The organism is Mycobacterium sp. MYCO198283 (assembly GCF_021213805.1).
Lineage (GTDB): Bacteria > Actinomycetota > Actinomycetes > Mycobacteriales > Mycobacteriaceae > Mycobacterium.
The window spans coordinates 38,435-60,436 of the sequence record NZ_JAJQJI010000001.1; the positions used below are offsets into that span (position 1 = coordinate 38,435).

General features: G+C 72.3%; 21 protein-coding genes. 11 read left to right on the forward strand and 10 right to left on the reverse strand.

The genetic code is table 11. The features are described from left to right. Nucleotides 1-39 precede the first annotated feature (39 nt). Entirely contained in the window at nucleotides 40-1,050 is a 1,011-nt protein-coding gene (locus LV457_RS00190) for a nitronate monooxygenase (RefSeq protein WP_232168319.1), read from the reverse strand. Nucleotides 1,051-1,084: 34 nt separating this feature from the next. On the opposite strand from LV457_RS00190, the gene LV457_RS00195 reads away from it, so the two are divergent. The 5 genes from LV457_RS00195 (at nucleotide 1,085) to LV457_RS00215 (ending at nucleotide 6,920) form a co-directional block, all read left to right on the forward strand. Then, on the forward strand, nucleotides 1,085-1,468 hold the full coding sequence (locus LV457_RS00195) for a VOC family protein (protein WP_232168320.1): 384 nt from the start codon (nucleotides 1,085-1,087) through the stop codon (nucleotides 1,466-1,468). A 98-nt stretch (nucleotides 1,469-1,566) separates the two neighbouring features. Beyond that, nucleotides 1,567-2,544: an ABC transporter permease gene (locus tag LV457_RS00200; RefSeq protein ID WP_232168321.1), complete on the forward strand. Its 978-nt coding sequence runs from the start codon at nucleotides 1,567-1,569 to the stop codon at nucleotides 2,542-2,544. Next, nucleotides 2,541-3,422, forward strand: a complete 882-nt coding sequence (locus LV457_RS00205; protein WP_232168322.1) for an ABC transporter permease — start codon at nucleotides 2,541-2,543, stop codon at nucleotides 3,420-3,422. Before LV457_RS00200 ends, LV457_RS00205 begins: the two co-directional genes overlap by 4 nt. Continuing rightward, complete coding sequence (locus LV457_RS00210; RefSeq protein ID WP_232168323.1) at nucleotides 3,419-5,242, forward strand: ABC transporter ATP-binding protein; 1,824 nt, start codon at nucleotides 3,419-3,421, stop codon at nucleotides 5,240-5,242. The genes LV457_RS00205 and LV457_RS00210 overlap by 4 nt, the downstream gene beginning before the upstream one ends. 10 nt (nucleotides 5,243-5,252) lie before the next feature. Continuing rightward, nucleotides 5,253-6,920, forward strand: coding sequence for an ABC transporter family substrate-binding protein (locus tag LV457_RS00215; RefSeq protein WP_232168324.1), 1,668 nt, complete (start codon nucleotides 5,253-5,255; stop codon nucleotides 6,918-6,920). On the opposite strand, the gene LV457_RS00220 is transcribed toward LV457_RS00215, so the two are convergent. The 3 genes from LV457_RS00220 to LV457_RS00230 form a co-directional block, all read right to left on the reverse strand. Further along, entirely contained in the window at nucleotides 6,910-8,556 is a 1,647-nt protein-coding gene (locus LV457_RS00220; RefSeq protein WP_232168326.1) for a GMC family oxidoreductase, read from the reverse strand. The genes LV457_RS00215 and LV457_RS00220 overlap by 11 nt on opposite strands. 72 nt (nucleotides 8,557-8,628) lie before the next feature. After that, entirely contained in the window at nucleotides 8,629-11,247 is a 2,619-nt protein-coding gene (locus tag LV457_RS00225) for an AAA family ATPase (protein ID WP_232168328.1), read from the reverse strand. Beyond that, nucleotides 11,244-12,389, reverse strand: coding sequence for an exonuclease SbcCD subunit D (locus LV457_RS00230; RefSeq protein ID WP_232168330.1), 1,146 nt, complete (start codon nucleotides 12,387-12,389; stop codon nucleotides 11,244-11,246). Before LV457_RS00230 ends, LV457_RS00225 begins: the two co-directional genes overlap by 4 nt. A gap of 117 nt (nucleotides 12,390-12,506) precedes the next feature. Between LV457_RS00230 and LV457_RS00235 the strand changes: the two genes are divergently transcribed. Then, nucleotides 12,507-13,037 (forward strand): histidine phosphatase family protein, encoded by a 531-nt coding sequence (locus LV457_RS00235; protein WP_232168331.1) that lies wholly within the window; start codon nucleotides 12,507-12,509, stop codon nucleotides 13,035-13,037. On the opposite strand, the gene LV457_RS00240 is transcribed toward LV457_RS00235, so the two are convergent. Further along, the gene (locus LV457_RS00240; RefSeq protein WP_232168332.1) at nucleotides 13,034-13,573 is read right to left on the reverse strand and encodes a DUF3558 domain-containing protein; all 540 of its coding nucleotides are present in this window, start codon (nucleotides 13,571-13,573) and stop codon (nucleotides 13,034-13,036) included. The two genes, LV457_RS00235 and LV457_RS00240, sit on opposite strands and share 4 nt — an antisense overlap. Continuing rightward, nucleotides 13,570-14,145 (reverse strand): DUF3558 domain-containing protein, encoded by a 576-nt coding sequence (locus LV457_RS00245; RefSeq protein ID WP_374198713.1) that lies wholly within the window; start codon nucleotides 14,143-14,145, stop codon nucleotides 13,570-13,572. The genes LV457_RS00240 and LV457_RS00245 overlap by 4 nt, the downstream gene beginning before the upstream one ends. An 88-nt stretch (nucleotides 14,146-14,233) precedes the next feature. Here LV457_RS00245 and LV457_RS00250 point away from each other — a divergent pair, with 88 nt between their 5' ends. Continuing rightward, the gene (locus LV457_RS00250; RefSeq protein WP_232168334.1) at nucleotides 14,234-15,964 is read left to right on the forward strand and encodes an ABC transporter ATP-binding protein; all 1,731 of its coding nucleotides are present in this window, start codon (nucleotides 14,234-14,236) and stop codon (nucleotides 15,962-15,964) included. 8 nt (nucleotides 15,965-15,972) lie between these two features. Beyond that, nucleotides 15,973-17,877, forward strand: coding sequence for an ABC transporter ATP-binding protein (locus LV457_RS00255; RefSeq protein WP_232169167.1), 1,905 nt, complete (start codon nucleotides 15,973-15,975; stop codon nucleotides 17,875-17,877). A 10-nt stretch (nucleotides 17,878-17,887) separates the two neighbouring features. Here the strand turns inward: LV457_RS00255 and LV457_RS00260 are convergent, their stop codons facing one another. The 3 genes from LV457_RS00260 to LV457_RS00270 form a co-directional block, all read right to left on the reverse strand. Further along, a complete protein-coding gene (locus LV457_RS00260) occupies nucleotides 17,888-18,412 on the reverse strand; it encodes a hypothetical protein (protein WP_374198672.1) in 525 nt (174 codons plus the stop codon). 92 nt (nucleotides 18,413-18,504) lie between these two features. Continuing rightward, nucleotides 18,505-18,708, reverse strand: coding sequence for a hypothetical protein (locus LV457_RS00265; protein WP_232168336.1), 204 nt, complete (start codon nucleotides 18,706-18,708; stop codon nucleotides 18,505-18,507). A 29-nt stretch (nucleotides 18,709-18,737) separates the two neighbouring features. Further along, nucleotides 18,738-18,986, reverse strand: coding sequence for a hypothetical protein (locus tag LV457_RS00270; RefSeq protein WP_232168337.1), 249 nt, complete (start codon nucleotides 18,984-18,986; stop codon nucleotides 18,738-18,740). A gap of 110 nt (nucleotides 18,987-19,096) precedes the next feature. Here LV457_RS00270 and LV457_RS00275 point away from each other — a divergent pair, with 110 nt between their 5' ends. Beyond that, nucleotides 19,097-19,933 (forward strand): AIM24 family protein, encoded by an 837-nt coding sequence (locus LV457_RS00275; protein WP_232168338.1) that lies wholly within the window; start codon nucleotides 19,097-19,099, stop codon nucleotides 19,931-19,933. Here the strand turns inward: LV457_RS00275 and LV457_RS00280 are convergent, their stop codons facing one another. Beyond that, the gene (locus LV457_RS00280) at nucleotides 19,934-21,040 is read right to left on the reverse strand and encodes an adenylate/guanylate cyclase domain-containing protein (RefSeq protein WP_232168339.1); all 1,107 of its coding nucleotides are present in this window, start codon (nucleotides 21,038-21,040) and stop codon (nucleotides 19,934-19,936) included. Between the two features lie 25 nt (nucleotides 21,041-21,065). On the opposite strand from LV457_RS00280, the gene LV457_RS00285 reads away from it, so the two are divergent. Continuing rightward, a complete protein-coding gene (locus LV457_RS00285; RefSeq protein WP_232168340.1) occupies nucleotides 21,066-21,554 on the forward strand; it encodes a DNA-deoxyinosine glycosylase in 489 nt (162 codons plus the stop codon). 21 nt (nucleotides 21,555-21,575) lie between these two features. Then, the gene (locus LV457_RS00290) at nucleotides 21,576-22,001 is read left to right on the forward strand and encodes an HIT family protein (RefSeq protein WP_232168341.1); all 426 of its coding nucleotides are present in this window, start codon (nucleotides 21,576-21,578) and stop codon (nucleotides 21,999-22,001) included. Nucleotide 22,002: the final 1 nt, after the last annotated feature.

The following is a 22,002-nucleotide window of genomic DNA, read 5'->3' on the forward strand; positions in this document are numbered from 1 at the left end:
CGTTTTTCTCCCCTCGCTCCGCTCGCCCCGGCGCCAATGCTAGGTGAGCGACCGCACGATCTCGGCGGCCGGCGCACCACGGGCGCGGCGGAAGCCGGTGCCGGCCCACAGGCTTACCGCGTGCGGGTCGCCCGCCTTCACCGCCGCGGCGCGCAGCGGGCCGGTGAGGTAGTGCAGCTCCGGATAGCCGAACGGCGCCTGCGGCTCGTGCTCGTCGATGAACCGGTTGCGCAGCCCGCGGGCGTAGCGGCCCGAGAACGCCTTCGTCACCGCGGTTTCGGTGAATTGGGGATCGCGCAGCGCCGCGCGGTGCACCGGGTTGGTGCCGGCCTCGTCGGCGAGCAGGAACGCGGTGCCGCACTGCACGGCGACGGCGCCGTCGGCCCGGGCGCGCGCCACGGCGTCGGCCGTCGTGAGCCCGCCGGCGGCGATCACCGGCGCACCGAAGTTCCGAAGCCCCGCCAGCAGTTCCGACAGCGGTTCGGTGGCGGGCTCGGCGGTCGGGTCGAGGGTGCCGCGGTGCCCGCCGGCGTCGGGTCCCTGCGCAACGACGGCGTCGACGCCGCGGCCCGCGGCCTCGTCGGCTTCGGCGACGGTGGTGATGGTGCCCCAGCTGGCGATGCCGGCGCCGCGCAGCCGGGCGACGACCTGCGCCGACGGCAGCCCGAAGGTGAACGACACCACTTCCGGCCGCACCTCGACGAGCAGCTCGAGCTTGGCGGACCAATCGTCGTCGTCGTAGCGCGGTTCGCCCAAGGCCACGTCGTAGCGCGCGGCGTCGGCGGTCAAGGCGCCGACGTAGCGTTGCAGCGCGTCGGGCGTCGCGGCGCTGGGCTGCGGCACGAACAGGTTCACCCCGAGCGGACCGGACGTGAGTTGCCGTGCGGCGCTCACCCGATCGGCGAGTACCTCCGCCTTCAGGTAGCCGCCGGGCAGGAAGCCGAGGCCGCCCGCGCCGCTGACGGCGGCCGCCAGCTGCGGCGTCGACGGCCCGCCCGCCATCGGCGCCGCGACCACCGGCGTCGCGAGGTCGCGAGGATCGAAGACCATGGCGCCAGGGTAGGCGGCCGAGCACACTGGGGATATGCCCATCACCTTCAACCACACGATCGTCGCGTCGCACGACAAGCAGGCATCGGCGGAGTTCTTCGCCGACTTGTTCGGCCTGCCGGAGCCCAGGGCGATGGGTCCCTTCCAGGTCGTCGCCCTGGAGCACGACGCCAGCCTCGACTTCGCCGACAGCCCTGGCGACATCGCACCGCAGCACTACGCGTTCCTGGTCTCCGAGGACGACTTCGACGCGATCTACGGCCGCGTCCGGGAGCGCGGGCTCGAACACTGGGCAGATCCGCGCGGCGCCCGGCCCGGCGAGATCAACCGCAACGACGGCGGCCGCGGCGTCTACTTCCGCGACCCGTCGGGTCACAACCTCGAGATCATCACCCGGCCCTACGGCTCGGGCGGTTAGCCCGCCACCTCGTTCCGGCGCGGACGGCGGAGTCGAACGCCGGTCGCCGGCCCGTTCTCCTACGCTGGGCCGATGAGCCGGCGCCGGTGCGAGTCCACGTGACCCGTTTCCTGCTGCGCCGGTTCCTCAACTACCTGCTGCTGCTGGCTATCGCGTCGTTTCTGACGTTCCTGCTGACGTCCTGGGCGTTCCACCCCTTGGAGAGTTTGCTGCAGCGCAATCCGCCGCCGCCGCCGCAGGTGATCGACGCCAAAGCCGCCGAACTGGGCCTCGACCTCAATCCCGTGGTGCGCTACGGACGCTGGCTCGCCGGAGCGGTGCGCGGCGACTTCGGCACCACGGTGACCGGAGCGCCGGTGGCCGACGAACTGTGGCGGCGGGTGGGGGCCAGCTTGCGGCTGGTGGTCATCGGTTCGGTGGCAGGTGCTGCGGTCGGCGTGCTGCTCGGCGCCTGGGGCGCCATCCGGCAGTACCGGCTGTCGGACCGCGTCGTCACCGGCTTCTCGCTGCTGACCCTCAGCATGCCGACCTTCGTGATCGGACCGCTGCTCATTCTCGTTGCGCTGCAGATCAACACGACGACGGGCGTGCAGGCGCTGGAGTACATCGGCGAGACGTCGTCGGACGTCACCGGCGGGGCGTGGGGCGCGGTGGTGGATCGGCTGCAGCATCTGATCCTGCCCACCCTGACCCTCGCGCTGACGTCGACGGCGGTCTACAGCCGCTACCAACGCAACGCCATGCTCGACGTGCTCGGCCAGGACTTCGTCCGGACCGCCCGCGCGAAAGGACTCACCCGGCGCCAGGCGCTGCTGCGCCACGGCCTGCGCACCGCGCTCATCCCGATGGCGACGCTGTTCGCCTACGGCGTCGCCAGCCTCGTCACCGGTGCGGTGTTCGTGGAGAAGATCTTCGGCTGGCACGGCATGGGCGAGTGGGCCGTGCAGGGCATCGCGACGCAGGACACCAACATCGTCGCCGCCGTCACCGTGTTCGCCGGCGCCACCGTGCTGCTGGGCGGGCTGCTTAGCGACGTGCTCTACGCCATCCTCGACCCGCGGGTGCGCAGCTCATGACCGCGCCCGCCTTCGTGGGCCGCCGCCGGCTGGTGGTGCGGCGATTCCTGCGCAACCGCCCGGGCGTCGTGGCGCTGGCGCTGCTGGCGGCGCTGTTCGTCGGCTGCTACGCCCTGCCGCCGCTGCTGCCCTACGACTTCAGCTATCTCGACTACTACGCGCTGCAAGAACCGCCCAGCCCGCAGCACTGGTTCGGCACCAACGCGCTGGGCCAGGACGTGCTGGCGCAGACGCTGCGGGGCATGCAGAAATCGCTGGTGATCGGCCTGTGCGTCGCCGTCGTCTCCACGTTGCTGGCCGCGACCGCCGGCGCCGTCGCCGGCTACTTCGGTGGCTGGCGCGACAACGCCCTGATGTGGCTGGTCGACCTGCTGCTGGTGATCCCGAGCTTCATCCTCGTCATGGTCGTCACGCCCCGCATCGGCCATTCCGGCAACATCGTCGCGATGGTCGCGCTGCTGGCGGCGTTCAGCTGGATGATCAGCGCCCGCATGGTCCGCGGCCTGACGCTCAGCCTGCGGCAACGCGAATTCGTCCGCGCCGCACGCTACATGGGCGTGCCCGACCGGCAGATCATCGTCCGCCACATCCTGCCCAACGTGGCGTCCATCCTCATCGTGGACACCGCGCTCAACGTCGCGGTCGCGATCCTCGCCGAAACCGGCCTGAGCTACCTGGGATTCGGCGTGCAGCCGCCGGACGTCTCGCTGGGCACGCTGATCGCGGCGGGCACCGGCTCGGCGACCACGTTTCCGTGGGTGTTCCTGTTTCCCGCCGGCACCCTGGTGCTGATCCTGGTGTGCGCCAACGTCGTCGGTGACGCGCTGCGCGACGCTCTCGATCCGGGCAGCGCGGCCCTGCGCCGAGGCCGGCCATGACCCCGGTGCTGCAGGTGAGCGACCTGTCGGTGACGTTCCCGACCGACGGCGGCGACGTCGCGGCGGTCCGCGGCCTGAGCTACCGCGTCGACGCCGGCGACGTGCTCGCGATCGTCGGCGAATCCGGCAGCGGGAAGTCGGCCGCCGCCATGGCGGTGATCGGGCTGCTGCCCACCTACGCCCGCGTGACCGGTTCGGCGCGGCTTGGCGGCGACGAGCTGCTCGGCCGCTCCGATCGCGAGCTGTCGCGGATCCGCGGCCGGCGGATCGGCACGGTGTTCCAGGACCCGATGTCGGCGCTGACGCCGGTGTACTCCGTCGGCGACCAGATCGCCGAGGCGGTCCGGGTGCACCGGCGCGACGTCGGGAAGCGCGACGCGCGGCGGCGCGCCGTCGAGCTGCTGGAGCTGGTGGGCATCGGGCAGCCGGCGCGCCGCGCGAGCGCCTTCCCGCACGAACTGTCCGGCGGCGAGCGGCAGCGGGTGGTCATCGCCATCGCGATCGCCAACGACCCCGAGCTGCTGATCTGCGACGAGCCCACCACCGCACTCGACGTCACCGTGCAGGCGCAGATCCTCGACGTGTTGCGCACCGCCCGCGACGTGACCGGCGCCGCGGTCGTCCTCATCACCCACGACCTCGGCGTGGTGGCGGAGTTCGCCGACCGCGCCGTCGTGATGTACGCCGGGCGGACGGTCGAAACCGCCGCGGTCGCGACACTTCTCGACGCGCCGCGAATGCCCTACACCGTCGGCCTACTCGGCTCGGTGCCGCGCCTCGACGCCCCGCAGGGCGCCCGGCTCGTGCCGATTCCGCCCGGGACGGGCACGGCCGCACCGGGATGTTCGTTCGCGCCGCGCTGCCCGCTGGTGACCGACGACTGCCACCGCGCCGAACCGCCGCTCGTCGCCGTGGGCGTGGGCCACGCGGCGGCCTGCATCCACACCGACGCGGTCGCGGGCCGCAGCGCCGCCGACATCTACGGCGTTGCCACCCAGCCGTCGGGGCGGGCGGAGCGGGAGCCCGGCCCGCCGGTGCTGGCGGTCCGCGACCTGGTGCGCACCTACCGGCTCGCCACCGGAGCGCTGCTGCGCCGACAGGTCGGGGAGGTCCGGGCCGTCGACGGCGTGACGTTCGAACTACCGCGGGGCCAGACGCTGGCGCTCGTCGGTGAATCCGGTTCGGGCAAGACCACGACGGTCCACGAGATCCTGGGGTTGACGGCGCCGCACGCCGGCAGCATCGAGGTGCTCGGCGAGGACGTGGCCACCCTGGACCGGACGCGGCGGCGGGCGCTGCGCAGGGAGCTGCAGGTGGTGTTCCAAGACCCCGACGCCTCGCTCGACCCACGCCTGCCGGTGTTCGACCTGGTCGCCGAACCGCTGCGGGCAGGCGGACATGAGCCTGCCGCGATCCGGACCCGGGTCGGCGAACTGCTCGACACCGTCGGGCTGCCCCGCGGCGACGCCGCCCGCTATCCCGGCGAGTTCTCCGGCGGACAGCAGCAGCGCATCGCGATCGCGCGGGCACTGGCGACGCGGCCGCGGATCCTCGCGCTCGACGAGCCGGTGTCCGCGCTGGACGTGTCGATCCAGGCCGGCATCGTCAACCTGCTGCTCGACCTGCAGGACGCGTTCGGCCTGTCGTATCTCTTCGTCTCCCATGACCTCTCGGTGGTGAAACACCTCGCACACCGGGTCGCGGTGATGCGGCGCGGCAAGCTCGTCGAGCAGGGCGACGCCGACGAGGTGCTCGCCAACCCGCAGCACGACTACACCCGCGCGCTCGTGGCGGCGGTTCCGCGGATGCGGCCTCGCTAGCATCGCTTCCGTGACTGCGCTGCGGACGGCCCTGGTGACCCTGCTGACCGCGGTGCTGCTGCTGACCGGCTGCAGCGCGGGCAACAACGGCGCGAGCGTCGGCGGCAGTGCCGAACTCGGCGCGACCAACGACGTCAACCCGCAAGACCCCACCACGCTGCGCGAGGGCGGCAACCTGCGGCTGGCGCTGTCGGAGCTGCCGCCCAACTGGAACGGCATGCACCTCGACGGCAACACCGTCGACCTCCACGCGGTGAACAAGGCGACGCTGCCGCGGGCGTTCATCATCGCGGCCGACGGCTCGGCGACCGTCAACACCGACTACTTCACCAGCGTCGAGCAGACCGGCAGCGATCCCCAGCAGATCACCTACACGATCAACCCCAAGGCCGTGTGGTCCGACGGCACGCCGATCACCTGGGAGGACATCGCCTCGCAGGTGCGCGCCAACAGCGGCAAAGACCCGGCCTACCAGATCGCGGCACCCAACGGCTACGACCGCGTCGACAAGGTCACTCGCGGTGTCGACGACCGGCAGGCCGTGATCACCTTCGCCAAGCCCTACGCGGAATGGCGCGGCATGTTCGCCGGCAACGCCACCTTGCAGCCGCGCAGCATGACGGCGAACCCCGAGGTGTTCAACACCGGGCAGCGCGACAAGCCCGGCCCGTCCGCCGGCCCGTTCGTCGTCACCGGCATCGACCGCAGCGCCCAGCGGATCACGCTGTCCCGCAACCCCAGATGGTGGGGCGCCACACCCCGGCTCGACACCATCACTTTCTTGGTGCTCGACGACGCCGCGCGGATCGGTGCGCTGCAGAACAACGAGATCGACGCGACCGGCATCGCGAACGTCGACGAGTTGACGAAGGTGCGGCAGACCGCGGGACTGACGGTGCGGCGGGCGCCCTCGGCGGCGTGGTCGACCCTGACGTTCAACGGCGCGCCCGGCGCGATCCTGTCCGACCGGGCGCTGCGGCAGGCGATCGCCAAGGGAATCGACCGGCAGCTCATCGCCGACGTGCTGCAGCGGGGTCTCACCGACAACCCGACGCCGCTGAACAACCACATCTACGTCGCCGGTCAAGAGGGCTACCAGAACAACAGCGCCGTGGTCGCTTTCGACCCCGACGCCGCCCGCCGCCAACTCGACCAGCTCGGATGGCGCCTGGACGGCGCCGTGCGCCGCAAGGACGGCAAGCCGCTCGTGGTGCGCAACGTCGTCACCGCGACGTCCTCCGGTGACCGGATCGCGCGCATCCTGCAGGACAACCTCCGCGCCATCGGCGTCGACCTGCGGATCGAGGCCAAACCGGCGGCGGGCTACTTCACCGACTGGATCACCGTCGGCAACTTCGACATCGGCACCTTCGGCTGGGGTGGCGACGCGTTCCCGCTGTCGGGGCTCACGCAGATCTACGCGTCGAACGGCCAGAGCAACTTCGGCAAGATCGGGACTCCGGAGATCGACGCGAAGATCGAACAGACCCTTGCCGAGCAGGATCCCGGCACGGCGCGGCGGCTCGCCAACGAGGTCGACGTGCTGCTGTGGGACGAGGTGTTCAGCCTGCCGCTATTCCAGGCCGCGGGCAACGTCGGCGTGCGTTCCGCGCTCGCCAACTACGGCGCACCGGGCATCGCCGACGTGAACTACACCGCCATCGGCTTCATGCCCTGACCGCCGAGCGGATCAGGTCCGACGCCTTCTCGCCGATCACGACCGCCGGTGCGTGGGTGTGGCCGCGGATGATCTCCGGCATCACCGAGGCGTCGGCGACCCGCAGTCCTTCGACGCCGCGCACCCGCAGCTCCGGATCGACGACGCTGCGCTCGTCGCGGCCCATGCGGCAGGTGCCCGTCGGGTGGTACAGGGTCTGCGACGTGGTGCGCAGTGCCTCGGCGAGGATCTCGTCGTCGATGTCGTCGACGTACAGCTCCCGCTGTGCGCCGCTGGCCTGCGGCAGCGGCCGGGCCACCTTGCCGAGCACGTCGCGCAGCGCGGGTGCCCGAGCGATCTCCGCGCTCATCCGCAGGCCGGTCATCATCGCCTCGCGGTCTCGCTCGTCGGCGAGGTACCGCGGGTCGATGCGGGGCTTGGCCGTCGGGTCGGCCGAGGCGAGCGTGACGCTGCCGGTGCTGCGCGGGCGGACCAGGATCGGACCGAGCACCACCGCGTGGGTGTCGTAGCGGTCGCCGAGGCCCTCGTCGAAGAACGGCGCGGGCGCGAACAGCAGCTCGAGGTCGGGGAGTTCGAGGTCCGGCCGCGACCGGACGAACCCGTACGCCTCGCCGACGTTCGACGTCAGCATGCCGCGCCGCCGGATGAGGTAGTTGAGCAGTTCGAGCGGCTTCTCGGCGGTGAAGAGGCTGTCGTGTTTGACGTCGAAGCCCAGCGGCGTGCAGAGGTGGTCCTTGAGGTTGCGGCCCACCTCGGGCGCGTGATGGACCACGTCGATACCGTGCTCGGCCAGCTGGTCGCGGTCGCCGATGCCCGACAGCAGGAGCAGCTGCGGGCTGTTGACGGCGCCGCCGCACAGGACGACCTCGCGGCGGGCGTGGACCACCTGCCGCCCGGACGCCGTCTGGTATTCGACGCCGACCGCCCGACCGCGCTCGACGAGCACCCGGGTGGCGAGCGCGCCGGTGGTGACGGTGAGGTTCTTGCGGTGCGCGGCCGGCTTGAGGTAGCCGTCGGCGGTGCTCCACCGCGCGCCGCGCCGCTGCGTCACCACCGTTTCCGTGAACCCTTCCGGCTGCGCCGAATTCGGCTTGGCCAGCGGGTGCCCGCACTGCTGGACCGCGGTGAGGTAGGCCGCGGTGGCGCTGCGGGGGCTGCGCTGCCGGGAGATGTGCAGCGGCCCGTCGCTGCCGCTGGCGGTGCGGTCGACGACGGTCGCGGCGTCGCGGGTGTTCTCGATCCGGCGGAAGTACTCGAGCACTTCCCGGTAGCTCCACTCCGGCCCGGCGAGCTCGGCCCATTCGTCGTAGTCGGCCGCGAAACCGCGAACCCACATCATCGCGTTCATCGACGACGACCCGCCGAGCAGCTTCCCGCGCGGCCAGTACACCCGCCGACCGCCCAGCGCGGGCTGGGGCTCGGTCGCATAGTCCCAGTCCAGCTCGGTGCGGAACAGCTTGGAGAACGCCGCCGGGACGTGGACGAACCGGTTCGAGTCTGGTGGCCCCGCCTCGAGCGCCACCACCGAGACCTGCGGGTCGGCGCTGAGCCGGTTCGCCAGGACGGCGCCCGCCGAGCCGGTGCCGACCACGACGTAATCGGCGGTGGTGGGGGGACTGTCGGTTGTGGAAGCCACGCGGCACTCCTCTTGGCTGGGCGACGCTGCCGGAACAGTTGAGCTACCCGATGGGCGTCGCGCGAAACGGCGTCAGCGGGTCAGCGCGATGTGTTGGGCGCCGTCGACCGTGCGGTACCGCTCCGGCGTGCAGGTGAGCACGATGACCTGCCCGTCGCCGCCGACCGCGTCGAAGACGGCGCCCATCTTCGCCAGCCGCTCGGTGTCGGTGAACCCGAGCGCATCGTCGAGGATCACCGGCACGCTGTCCTCCTTCGCCACCAGCGCCGCACCGGCCAGCCGCGCCACGATGTTGAGCTGCTCCTTCGCGCCGCCCGACAGCGACTCGTAGGGCACCGTGCGCCCGGCGAGCGTGCGGTTGGTGATGCACAGGTTGCTGTCGACCGCCACCTCGAAGTCCGGCCCGAACACCAGCCGCCCCAGGCGCTGCACCTCGCCGCGGAACGGCTCGACGTACCGCCGGCGGGCGGTGTCGCGGTGGCGCAGCATCACCTCGCGCAGCAGCTCGACGGCCCGCGCCCGCCGGCCGATGCGCTCACATTCGGCGGCGGCGTGCGCCAGCTCGGTGCGGGCTGCGTCCAGCCGGCCCTTGCGCCCTTCGCCGCCGTAGACGCTGAGCCGCGTCGCGACGTCGCGGAGCTCGGCGGCGACGGCGGCGGTGCGCTCGGCGAGCGCGTCGGCCGCGTACTGCGCCTCGGCGAGCTCGGCATCGACCGCCTCGGGCGCATACCCGGCCAGCTCCGCCCCGGCCGCCGCCACGAGCTCCTCGGCGGCGAGCACCGCCTGCGCGTCGGCCTCCGCCGCCGCGGCGACCGCCTCGTCGGGGTCGGCGGCCCGTTCGGCGGCGAGCCGCTGCTGCGCGGCGACGTGCTGGGCCTCGGCGGCCGCCACCGCCTCACGCAGCATCGCCACCCGGGTGGCGGCCGCCGTCGCCCGGGCCCGCGCCTGCTCGCCGTGGCGGCGCTGTTCCTCGCGGACCGTGGCCACCTCGTGCCGGTCGCCGGTGGCCTCGATGAGCTCGGTGCGGGCATCGTCGAGGGTCACGGTGACGTCGGTGGCGGCGGGCCGAGCCCGCAGCTCCGCCCACCGCGCGCGCAGCGCCGCGACGTCCTCGTCCTGCTCCAGCCCGCGCAGCGTCGCGCGCAGCTCGTTGCGCCGCTCGACGAGCCGCCGTCGCTGCCCGGCCGCGGCACGCGCGGCGTCGAGGTCGGTGACGCCGGCCTGCTCCAACGCGTCGGTCAGCACGGCCTGAGCCCGGTCGAGCTGCGCCTGCACCTCCGCGGCCGACGCGCCCGGCACCAGCCGCGCCGTCAGCACGTCGGCGACCTCGACCACCGTCGGCGTGGCGCCGGTGGTCGACCACGTCTCCCCGCGCCGCAAAGCGACCTCGATGTCTCCGAACCGCAGGGTCACGTCCGCGGCGGCGGTCAGCTCCAGGCGCGCCGACACCAGCTCGGCGCGCCCGGTCAGCATCGCGACCGTCGAGCTCGCCGACTCGATGTCGGACAGCAGATCGTCGGTGACGGCGGCGGCAGACAATTCGGTCTCGGCGGCGGCGAGCTCGGCCGCCGTCGCGTCGATGGTGGCGATGCGGCCCGCCAGCCGCTGTTCGTCGGCGCGGTCCTTCAGCTCGTCCACGGCGCGGCGGGCCCGGTCCTTGCGCTCGTCGGCAGCGACCAGCGCCTCATCCGCGGCGGCCTCGGCAGCCTCGGCCGCCGCCACCGCCTGCGCCGCGGCGGCCGCTTCCCCCTCGGCGGTCGCCAGGGTTTCCCGGTGCGCGGCAACTCGTGCCGCGTGCTCGTCGACCTCGGCCTGCCGTCGCCGGCGCTCGGTCAACGCCGCAGCGGTGGCTGCCGCGCGCCCGGCGGCGCCCGCCGCCGCGGCCACCGCCTGCTGCAGCCGGGCGCGCACCGCGGCGACCGCCTCGGCCGCCGTGCGGGCGCGGTGCAGTCGCTGCGTGATGGCCGGCCGCTCCCCGGCGAGCCGGGCGGCCGTCGCGGTCAGCTCGTCGTGGCGGGCGAGGTCGGCATCGACCTCGGCGACCGCGCGGGTCCAGTGCGCCACCTCGGCCTCGGCGGCCTGCAACCGCTTCTTCGCCGCGGCCCACATCCCCGTCGGCCGACCGCTCTTCGCCGTGAAGTAGCGCGCGTACTCCTCGTCGATCCGGTCGATCAGCAGCGGTTCGGCACCCGACAGCTCGGCCGCCTCGCCCGCGGCGACGTCGAGCGCCCGGGCCAGCGCGTCACAGCCCGACAGATCGACCGGCGCCGTCGACGACGCCTGCAGCACCCGCTGAGCGCGCCACAGCCCGGTGTCGACGGTCTCGGCGAGCATGGCGAGCACCCGCTCGTGCGCCTCGTCGCCGGTGAGTTGTGCACGCCGCGGCGCCAGGACCGTCAGCCGGGTCTCAGGCTTGCGGTGGAACCGCTTGAAGTACTCGAACCGGTAAGGACCGGTGCTGATCTCGGCGCACACCTCCGCGCCCACGTCGGCGTGGGTGGGCTTGACGTCCTTGACGTCCTTCTTGCCGGACCGGTCCTTGCATTCGAGCAGCAGATCCAGCGCCTCCACCATGGACGACTTGCCGATCTCGTTGGCGCCGCTGAGCACCACGACACCGCTGTCGGGGAAATCGATCTCGCGGTGCGCGACGCCGCGGAAGTTCGTGAGGGTCAACCGGTGCAGCTTCATGCCGCGCCCCGATCCAGCAGCCGCAGCAACAGCCCCAGCGCCGCCTGCGCGTCCTCACCGGTACCGGGCGCCGCCGCCGCGGCGACCAGTTCGTGGACCGCGTCGGCCGCGAACCCGCCCACCCCGAGATCGGCGAACTCGCCGTCGGCCGGCATCACCGTGAGCTGAGTCCAGTTGTCCCACAACTCCAGTGACGCGAACCGCCGCGCGTAGCGGTCGAGGCAGGCGTCCAGCGCGGCGCGGTGGGTGACCGTCAGCGTGCCCGTGAGGCCGAGCCGAACGGCGGTGCGGTCCTTGTCGGCGAGCTGGTCGAGGTTGAGGTCGAGATCGGCGACGTCGCGGTCGTCGTCGACGGTGCGCCGCAGCGCGACGAACCGCCAGCGCCCCACCCGCTCCGCCCGTACCGTCGCCGGTCGCTCGGCCGTCGCCTCGTCGATGTCGACGACCAACACATGCCCGGGATCGGGTTCGACGTCGTCGAAGTTGGTGACCTCCGGCGCGCCCGAGTACCAGACGCGCCCGCTGCCGCCGACCTGCATCCGAGAGTGCTTGTCGCCCAACGCCACATAGTGCAGCGCGCCGCGGCCGATGGCGTCGTCGAGCACGGCGGTGCGGATCACCGAGGGCCGCGACGGATCGGGGTCGAACAGGTCGATCCCGCCGTGGGCGACCAGCACCCGGACCGTGCCGTCGTCGTCGAGCCCGTCGAGCGCCTCGGCCACCAGATCGCGCGTGGGGCGCTTGGACCGCCACGGTGCGGCGACGAGCTGCACGCCGGGGCGCACCTCGACCACCCCGGACCGGTCGAGCACGACGACGTTGTCCGGCTTCTCGGCGCGGAACAGCGCGCTGGTGTACACCGACGACGCGTCGAGCGGATCGTGGTTGCCGGGCAGCAGGTACACCGGGATCCCGATGCCGCGCATGGCTTCCAGCGACTGGCTGACCACCCGCGGATCGAGCTGGTTGTCGTCGAACACGTCGCCGGCGACCACGACGAACTCGGCGCCGGTCCGGCGCGCCAGCGCACCCAACCCCGCCACGGCGTCGCGGCGGGCCGCGGAGTAGCGGGCCTGCGCCTCCCCCGCCAGGTAGTGCCGCGTCATGCCGAGCTGCCAGTCAGCGGTGTGCAGGAATCGCATCGCCCGAGCCCCCTTCGTCCAGCCGTCCGTTCGAGCACCGCGAGCGTACGACCGGCCACCGACAAATCCGCGGAACCGCTGGGACGCGGGCCCGTCCCGGCGCCGTACGGTCGCCCCATGAGCCGGACGCTGCTGCTGATGCGCCATGCCAAGTCGGGCTATCCGCCGGGGGTGGACGACCACGACCGGCCACTGGCAGCGCGCGGCGAGCGGGAGGCCGGCCTGGCCGGCGATCTCCTGCGCCACCGCGGCATCGACGCCGTGCTGTGCTCCTCGGCGCGCCGCACCCGGGACACGCTGGCGCGCACCGGCATCGACGCGCCGGTGCACATCGCGACCCGGCTCTACGACGCGGCGCCGGAAACGGTGCTGGCCGAGATCCGGGAGGCCGACGCCACCTTCGGCGCCGAGGTGCACACCCTGCTGGTCATCGGCCACGAGCCGGCCATGAGCGGGCTCACGCTCGCGCTGGCCGCCCCGGGCGTCTCCGACGCTCCCGCCGCCCCGGGCGTCTCCGACGCCGCTGCCCTGCGGCGCGTTGCCACGAAGTTCCCGACGTCGGCGATCGCCACGCTGCACGTCGACGGACCGTGGGACACGCTGGGCGCCGGCGGCGCGGTCCTGACGTCGTTCGACGTGCCGCGCTAGCTGGTGGTCTGCAACGTCAGCTCCATGAGCTTGACGGCCGGCTCGCAGGCGTCCTCACCCGGCGACTGCGGGTTCACCCACCAGCCGACCACGCCCTGCGCGTCGCTGACCACGCCGCAGGAGCCGTTCGGATCGTTCGGACGGACCACGATGGACCGGATGCCGGAGATCGCGCGGTTCTCGATCGCGTAGCCCAGCTGCTCGGTGACGCTGATCTCGTTGTCGAGGCTGCCCTCCTCGAACCAGAACCGGGTGATGTCGACGAGGTTGCCGCGCTTGGTGATCGACTGCCAGCGGCACACCGCCCCGACGAACGTGCTCATGATGTCGCCCTCGTTGGCGCCGATGGCCTCGGTGAGCGTCTTCTCGTCGAGCTGGTCGCACTCCCGCAGCAGGTTCGGATACTGCTGCTCGGAGGACCGGCCGCGGTCCCCGGCGCCGGCCTTCACGGCGGTGCCCTCGACCGCGCGCGAGCAGCCGGCGACCAGCAGCACCGCGGTCACCGCCGCCAATACGCACAGCAGGCGGCGCATCATTTCGACGCCCGGATCGACTGGGCGGTGAGCTCCCGCGCGACGTTGCACGCGTCCGGGAAGGGCTGCTCGTTGAAGGAGATCGACCATTCGATGAAGTCGTTGTCGAACTGGATGCCGATCTCGCAGAGGTACTTGCCGAGCCCAGGCTGGTCGTTGACCGCGATGAAGCCGCTGTGACCTTCGATCTCGACGTCCTCGACGCTCGTTCGGGTGAGTTCCTCGGTCTTGCGTTCCCGGCCGATCGGGCTGCCCCGAAACCAGGAGAACGAGAAGTGCGGGCCCGACACACTGCCCTGCACCAGCCACTGACAGCCCACCGAGTTCTTGGCGGTGGCGATCAGGCCGCGCACCTGCGTCAGCTGACCCACCGTGTCGTCGCCGACGCCGCCGCACACCGGGAAGAACGGGCCGTGCTTGACGTCGCCGTTCCCCGACGCCTCACCGCCGCCTCCGCCGCCGGACTGCGGATCGTCGCTGCCGCAGCCGGAGAGCGCCAGCGCCGTCACCACCGCGAGCCCGGCCCACGTCCGCGTCGTCCTGCGTCTGCGGGCGCCGCGTCCCTGGCTGCTGATCACGCAAGCAGAATAGCCAACCACCCGTCGCGCACCCGCCGGACACGCGTTGACCTGCCCATACCGTCGGCTGTGCGACAGTGTCGGGATGCTTGGGGCGCTGCTGCGGCGGTTCGTGCCGCCCTACCGGCGGCTGCTCGCCGCGGTGGCCGTGCTGCAGGTGATCAGCACGCTGGCGTCGCTGTACCTGCCGACCGTCAACGCCGCGATCATCGACGACGGCGTCGCCCGCGGGAATACGGCCCGCATCGTCGAGCTCGGTGCGGTGATGCTGGGCGTCACCGCCGGGCAGGTCTGCTGTTCGGTGGGCGCGGTGTACTTCGGGTCGCGCGCCGGCATGGGGTTCGGCCGCGACCTGCGCTCGGCGGTCTTCGGCCGCGTCCTCGGGTTCTCGGCCGCCGAGACCGCCCGGTTCGGGGCGCCGTCGCTGCTCACCCGCACCACCAACGACGTACAACAGATCCAGATCCTGGTGCAGATGAGCGCCACCGTGCTCGTCACCGCACCGATCATGTGCGTCGGCGGCGTCTTCATGGCCCTGCACCAGGACGCCGGGCTGGCGTGGCTGCTGATCGTCGCCATCCCCGTACTCGCGCTGGCGAACTACCTCATCGTGTCCCGGATGCTGCCGATCTTCCGCCGCATGCAGCAGCTCGTCGACGGCATCAACCGGGTGATGCGCGAACAACTCTCGGGGATCCGGGTGATCCGGGCATTCGCCCGCGAGGACGTCGAGCGGCGACGATTCGCCGACGCCAACGCCGCGATCTCCGACACCGCGCTGGAGGCCGGCCGCTGGCAGGCGCTGATGCTGCCCGTGACCACGCTCGTCATCAACGTCTCGTCGGTCGCGGTCATCTGGTTCGGCGGGCTGCGCATCGACGACGGTCGTATGCAGGTGGGGTCGCTGATCGCCTTTCTGTCCTATTTCATGCAGATCCTGATGGCGGTGCTCATGGCGACGCTCATCATGATCATCGTTCCGCGGGCCACGGTGTGCGCCGAACGCATCACCGAGGTGCTCGACTGCGAGCCCGCCGTCCGCAGCCCCGCCGCACCCGTCGCGGTGGACCCCGCCGGCCTGGTCGAATTCGACCGCGCCACCTTCTGCTACCCCGGCGCCGACCGTCCGGTGCTGCAGGACGTCTCGCTGACGGCGCGGCCCGGCACCACCACGGCCGTCGTCGGCGGCACCGGGTCGGGGAAGTCGACGCTCGTGGCGCTGCTCTGTCGGCTCTACGACGTCACCTCCGGCGCGGTCCGGGTCGACGGCGCCGACGTCCGTCACCACGACCTCGAGACGCTGTGGGCGCGCATCGGACTCGTGCCGCAGCGCGGCTACCTGTTCACCGGAACGGTCGCCGACAACCTGCGCTACGGCCGGGCCGACGCCAGCGACGACGACATGTGGGAGGCGCTGCGGGTGGCCGCCGCCGACGACTTCGTGCGCGCCCATCCCGACGGGCTCGGGATGCGGGTCGCCCAGGGCGGCGCCAACTTCTCCGGCGGCCAGCGGCAACGGCTCGCGATCGCCCGGGCGGTGATCCGCCGCCCGGGCGTCTACGTGTTCGACGACGCGTTCTCCGCACTCGACGTCCACACCGATGCGCGGGTGCGCGCGGCGCTGGCCGAGGTCGCCGCCGACGCGACGGTGATCATCGTCGCGCAACGCATCTCCACGATCTCCGGCGCCGACCAGGTGGTGGTGCTCGACGACGGCGCCGTCGTCGGCACCGGGACCCACGCATCGCTGCTGGCCGACTGCCCGACCTACGCGCAGATCGTCGACTCGCAGCTGGTGGCGGCGGGCTCGGCGTGAGCGCTCCGATGCGGGCGGCGCAACCGCCGGTGCAGCGCTCCCGCGACTTCCGCGGCTCGGCGATCCGGCTGCTGCAGCGGCTGACGCCGCAACGCCACATCGCGGCGGCGGTCGTCGGGCTCGGCATCGGCGGGATCGCGCTGGGGGTGATCGGACCGCGCATCCTGGGTCACGCGACCGACCTGCTGTTCCGCGGCGTCCTCGGACGCACGCTGCCGGCCGGCATCACCCGGGAGCAGGCGGTCGACGCCGCCCGCGCGCGCGGCGACGACACCTACGCCGACCTGCTGAACGGCATGGCCGTGATCCCCGGGCAGGGGGTGGACTTCGCCGCCGTCGGGCGCACGCTCGCCGGCGCGCTGGCGCTGTATCTCGTGGCGGCGCTGCTCGTCTGGCTGCAGGCCCGGCTGCTCAACGTCACGGTGCAGCGGACGGTGCGGGCGCTGCGCGCCGACGTCGAGGACAAGGTGCACCGGCTGCCGCTGGCCTACTTCGACAGCCGCCAGCGCGGCGAGCTGCTGAGCCGGGTGACCAACGACGTCGACAACATCTCGAACTCGCTGACGATATCCGTCAGCCAGCTGCTGACCTCGGCGCTGACGGTGTTCGCGGTGCTCGCGATGATGCTGTCGATCTCCCCGCTGCTGGCGGGCCTGACGCTGCTGACCGTGCCGCTGTCGCTGCTCGCGACCCGGGTCATCGCCCGGCGCTCCCAGCGCGCATTCGTCGCGCAGTGGCGCAACACCGGGCGGCTGAACGCCCACATCGAGGAGACCTACAGCGGCTTCACGCTGGTCAAGACGTTCGGGCACCGGGCGCACGCGCAAGCGCGGTTCGCCGAGCTGAACGCCGACGTGTACCGGGCGAGCTTCGCTGCGCAGTTCCTGTCCGGGCTGGTGTCGCCGGCGACCATGTTCATCGGCAACCTGTCCTACGTCGCGGTGGCCGTGGTCGGCGGGCTGCAGGTGGCCACCGGCCAGCTCACGCTCGGCAACATCCAGGCCTTCACGCAGTACGTGCGGCAGTTCAACCAGCCGCTGACCCAGGTCGCCGCGATGTACAACACGCTGCAGTCCGGCGTCGCGAGCGCCGAGCGGGTGTTCGACCTGCTCGACGCCGACGAGGAGCCGCCCGACGTCCCGCGCGGGCTCCCCGGGCCGCTGCGGGGCCGGGTCGAGTTCGAGCACGTGACGTTCGGCTACGCGCCCGACATGGCACCTGGGGCGAGCGAAGCGACGAGGAAGACACCGGTGATCGAGGACCTGTCGCTGGTCGCCGAGCCCGGCGCCACCGTGGCGATCGTCGGGCCGACCGGCGCCGGCAAGACCACGCTGGTAAACCTGCTCATGCGGTTCTACGACGTCGACGCCGGCCGCATCCTGCTCGACGACGTCGACATCACCGCCATCAGCCGGCACGCGTTGCGGTCCCGGATCGGGATGGTGCTGCAAGACACCTGGCTGTTCGCCGGCACCATCGCCGAGAACATCCGCTACGGCCGGCCCGACGCCACCGACGCCGAGGTGGTCGCCGCGGCCACAGCGGCCTACGTCGATCGGTTCGTGCACTCGCTGCCCGACGGCTACGACACGGTGGTCAGCGACGACGGCGGCACCATCAGCGCCGGCGAGAAGCAGCTCATCACCATCGCGCGGGCGTTGCTGGCGCGACCGCAGCTGCTGATCCTCGACGAGGCGACCAGCGCCGTCGACACCCGCACCGAGGTGCTCATCCAGCAGGCCATGGTGGAGCTGCGCCGCGACCGGACCAGTTTCGTGATCGCCCACCGGCTCTCGACCATCCGGGACGCCGACGTGATCCTGGTGATCGATCGTGGCCGGCTCGTCGAGCAGGGCAGCCACGCCGAACTGCTCGCGCGCCGCGGGGCCTACTGGGAGATGACGCGGGTCTAGCGGCGACGGGTCACAGCTGCGGACCTTCGGCCCGCAGGTCGTCGACCTCGGCCATGGCCTCGCGGAGCTTGGTGAGCCACTCCTCGGCGTGCTCACCGACCAGCCGCACCGACCACGCGAGCGCGTCGGCGCGCGACCTGGCGACCCCGGCGGCCACGAGGGTGTCCAGCACCTGGCGTTCGGGCTGGCGCAGCCGCGTCATCACCGGCACCGCGAGGTGGGTGAACATGATGCGCTCACCAGAGCCGACAGCTCCGACAGCTCCGACACCTCCGACATCGACGCCCCACGACACCGTCCGGCCGTAGCGGGACTGCGCCTCGTCGGCGATATGCATGCGCTCGGCGCGGGTCTCCTCGCGGAAGCGGGCGGCGCGGCCGGCGTTGCGGGCCGGCGCTGCCTCGCCCTCGGGCTCGGGGAGCCGGCCGACGACGGTGATCTCCTCGCGGTCGACGGTGACCTGCGGATCGCCGACGAACCAGCCGTCGGGCAGCCGCCCGGCGAACCATTCGGCGGCGTCGCCGGCGTCGGACACGGATGGGGTGGAACGGCGGTGTGTTCTCATGATTACTTGATTACACCGTTGCAGCGGACATGCCACGGGTGTTCGCCGCGGGCGAACGCAGCTCAGCGTCGCCGCAGCAGCGCGGCGCCGCCGGCGCCCAGCAGCACGACCAGCAGCAGGATCGCCCAGCCGGCGCCCGCCAGCCACCACACGAGCGCGCACACCAGCAGGGCCGGCGACAGGACGAACGCCACCATGCCCGGATGCTGCCGCACCACGTCGCGGGCGCCGCGCGCCCGATTGCGGTCGATCTCCCTGCGCGCCATAGGCGTTCCTCGCTTCCTGCGCCCGGGCGTCAGCCGCCCAGGTTGTCGACGGCCGCCGACAGGGTGGTCGCCTGCTCCTGCAGGTCGCGGTCGCTCACGTCGCCGCTGCGCAGCCGCTGCGGCAGGTCGGCAGCCGACGCCAACTGCAGCGCGCCCTGGTAGTCCGGCGTCTCGAGCTTCGCCGCCGACACCACCTCGGTGCGGCCCTCGATCTGGATCAGCACGGCGTCGTCGCCGCCGTCGAGCAGCGCGCGGACGTCCTCGGATGTCACAGTCATGGTCTTGGCTATGCCCACCCCGGCGCGGCGCCAATCAGCCGGACCCAGCGCCGCCCCCTGTCTTAGGGTGAGATCCGCCGCGCACCCATCAGATCCATAGGAGAGCACCGGTGACCGGACCTCACGCTGGCAGCTGGCAGCCCGACCCGGAAGGCCGGTTCGAATACCGCTGGTTCGACGGCCGCAACTGGACCGATCAGGTGTCACACCGCGGCCAGCTGCAGACCGCGCCGCTGTCGGGCGGGCCCAGCGGTGGACAGCCGGGCGACATGTTCGGCGGGATCACCGGCGACCTGGTCGACGGCCGGTTCAGCGAGCGGGAATCGCAGGCGATCGCGAACCAGAACGCCAAGCTGCTGCGGGTGCGGCTCGGCGAACCGTTTCTGGCCCGGCAGGGCTCGATGGTCGCCTACCAGGGCAACGTGGACTTCGCCTTCGAGGGCGGGGGCGCGTCGAAGTTCATCAAGAAGGCGCTCACCGGCGAAGGGCTGCCGCTGATGCGCTGTCAGGGCCAGGGCGACGTGTTCCTCGCCGAACAGGCCCACGACGTCCACCTGCTCCACCTGGACAACGCCGGCCTGTCGGTGAGCGGCAAGAACGTGCTGGCCTTCGCGTCGAACCTCGACTGGAACATCGAACGCGTCCGCGGCGGCAGCATCGCCACCGCCGGGCTGTTCAACACCACGCTGCGCGGCACCGGCTGGGTGGCCATCACCACCGACGGCCCGCCCGTCGTGCTGAACGCCGCCGAGGCGCCCACCTTCGCCGACACCAACGCCGTCGTCGCCTGGTCGGCGCACCTGCAGACGCAGCTGAAGACGAGCTTCAAGGCCGGCGCGCTGATCGGCCGCGGCTCCGGCGAGGCCCTGCAGGTGGGGTTCACGGGGCAGGGCTTCGTGATCGTGCAGCCGTCCGAGGGCACGCCGGACCCGACCGCCTTGCGCTGACTACTCCGCGCGCCGGGCGCGGTACAGCTTCGTCTCGGCCTTGATGTTCTTGAGCCGTTTCTGGCCGACGAACGTCCAGCGGACCCCGTCGGAGTCGCCGAGCTGTTCGCGGGCCTGCTCGGCGACCAGCAGCGAGCCCGGCCGCGCCGCTCCGGTGACCCGGCTGGCCAGGTTCACCGGGCTGCCGAACCAGTCCCCCGCCCGCGTGACCGCCATCCCGTAGGCGAGGCCGGCCCGCAGCGGCGGCACGTCGTCGGCCCGCTCGGCCGCGTCGAGCAACGTGAGCACAGCCTCGAGCAGCGCCGCCGCGTCGGAGCTGACGAGCATCACCGCGTCGCCGATGGTCTTGATGAACCGGACCGGCCCCGCGGCCACCTCGCGCGCCAGTTCGGCCAGCCGGTCGGCGACGCGCTCCAGCTCCTCGGGGCTCATCTCCTCGCCCAACCGGGTGAACCCGACGACGTCGGCGAACGCCACCGCCACCCGACGGGCGCCCGGCGGGGTGCCCGCCGCCCGCTCCGCCGCATTCACCGCCTCGCTCTCCAGCGAATGGCGCAGGGCCAGCTTCAACATGTCGTCGGTGAGGGGCGAGAGCAGCGGCGCCGTCTGCTCCACCAGGGCCTGATAGGCCTGCGCGGCTTCGAGTTCGGTGGCACCGACCTGCGACACCGCGCTGAACACCGCGAACCGCATCATCTCGGCGGCGTTGAAGAGCCCGTCGGCCAGGATGCGCGCCACCGCGACCACCTGGTCCTCGTCGAAGCCGAGGTCGAGGAACTGCCGCGCGCGGACCGCCACCGCACCGTCGGCCCGCAGGTGCACCGGGGCGTCCGGGTCCTCCAGGCGTGACAGCCCCACCGCCTGCTGCAACCGCAGGAGCAACGGCAGGTCGATGCCGGCGGCTTCGCAGATCTGCCGTGCCGACACCAGCACGCCGTCGTCGCCGACGATCCGCCCGGCCGGCAGCAGCACCGGCGACGTGGCGTCCCGTATCTCCCGGGCCGAGAACCCGCGGTCGAGCAGCCACGCCACGAGCTCTGCCCGCTCCTGCCGCGCAGCGCCGGTGAGCCCGCCCAACAGGTCGTCGGGCACCTCGGCTGCGTCCACGGCGTCAACCTATAACTTGGCTGTCGTGAGTGCGCCGCTGCTGCACGGGTTCGCACCGCTGGTCGGCGCCAACCCGCACACCCTCATCCTCGGCAATGCGCCGAGCGTCCTGGCCCTGCAGCGCCACCAGTACTACGGCAACCCGCGCAACGCGTTCTGGCGCATCATGGCCGAGCTGTTCGGTGTCGACGCCGAGGCGCCGTACGCACAGCGGGTGGCGGCGCTCACCGACCGCGGCTACGCCGTCTGGGACGTGCTGCGGTCGTGCCGCCGCGCCGGCAGCCTCGATTCGGCCGTCGAGCCGGCCAGCATGGTGCCCAACGACTTCCGCGCATTCTTCACCGCGTACCCGGGCATCGCGCGGGTGTTCTTCAACGGCGCGGCCGCCGAAGCGAACTTCCGGCGACTGGTGCCCGACCCGCCCGCCCTGCGCTATGCCCGGCTGCCGTCGACCAGCCCGGCGCAGACGATGCGGTTCCCGGCGAAGCTGACCGCCTGGCGGGCGGTGCTGTAGCGGCCCGCTACCGTGGCGGCCATGTCCTGCGTGTTCTGCGCCATCGTGGCCGGCGAGGCGCCCGCCGTCCGAATCCACGACGAAGACGAGTACCTGGCGCTCCTCGACATCCGGCCCTTCACCCGCGGTCACACGCTGGTGATCCCCAAACGCCACACCGTCGACCTCACCGACACCCCGCCCGAGACACTCGCGCGCATGGTGGCGATCGGGCAGCGGATCGCGCTCGCCGCCCGCGCGTCGGGGCTGCACGCCGACGGCAACAACCTCGCCATCAACGACGGCAAGGCCGCATTCCAGTCGGTGTTGCACATCCATCTGCACGTGGTTCCCCGCCGCGGCGGCGACAAGCTGTCGTTCGCCAAGGGGATGCTGCTGCGCCGCGATCCCGACCGCGAGGAGACCGGGCGCATCCTGCGCGACGCGCTGGCGCGGACGTCGGGCTGAT

Excerpts from the sequence above, each read along its gene's own strand:
- LV457_RS00250 (WP_232168334.1), top strand. The coding sequence starts at position 14,234 with ATGCTTGGGGCGCTGCTGCGGCGGTTCGTGCCGCCCTACCGGCGGCTG.
- LV457_RS00290 (WP_232168341.1), top strand. The coding sequence starts at position 21,576 with ATGTCCTGCGTGTTCTGCGCCATCGTGGCCGGCGAGGCGCCCGCCGTC.
- LV457_RS00190 (WP_232168319.1), bottom strand. The coding sequence starts at position 1,050 with ATGGTCTTCGATCCTCGCGACCTCGCGACGCCGGTGGTCGCGGCGCCG.
- LV457_RS00205 (WP_232168322.1), top strand. The coding sequence starts at position 2,541 with ATGACCGCGCCCGCCTTCGTGGGCCGCCGCCGGCTGGTGGTGCGGCGA.
- LV457_RS00210 (WP_232168323.1), top strand. The coding sequence starts at position 3,419 with ATGACCCCGGTGCTGCAGGTGAGCGACCTGTCGGTGACGTTCCCGACC.
- LV457_RS00270 (WP_232168337.1), bottom strand. The coding sequence starts at position 18,986 with ATGACTGTGACATCCGAGGACGTCCGCGCGCTGCTCGACGGCGGCGAC.
- LV457_RS00265 (WP_232168336.1), bottom strand. The coding sequence starts at position 18,708 with ATGGCGCGCAGGGAGATCGACCGCAATCGGGCGCGCGGCGCCCGCGAC.
- LV457_RS00240 (WP_232168332.1), bottom strand. The coding sequence starts at position 13,573 with ATGATGCGCCGCCTGCTGTGCGTATTGGCGGCGGTGACCGCGGTGCTG.
- LV457_RS00195 (WP_232168320.1), top strand. The coding sequence starts at position 1,085 with ATGCCCATCACCTTCAACCACACGATCGTCGCGTCGCACGACAAGCAG.
- LV457_RS00225 (WP_232168328.1), bottom strand. The coding sequence starts at position 11,247 with ATGAAGCTGCACCGGTTGACCCTCACGAACTTCCGCGGCGTCGCGCAC.
- LV457_RS00230 (WP_232168330.1), bottom strand. The coding sequence starts at position 12,389 with ATGCGATTCCTGCACACCGCTGACTGGCAGCTCGGCATGACGCGGCAC.
- LV457_RS00255 (WP_232169167.1), top strand. The coding sequence starts at position 15,973 with ATGCGGGCGGCGCAACCGCCGGTGCAGCGCTCCCGCGACTTCCGCGGC.
- LV457_RS00235 (WP_232168331.1), top strand. The coding sequence starts at position 12,507 with ATGAGCCGGACGCTGCTGCTGATGCGCCATGCCAAGTCGGGCTATCCG.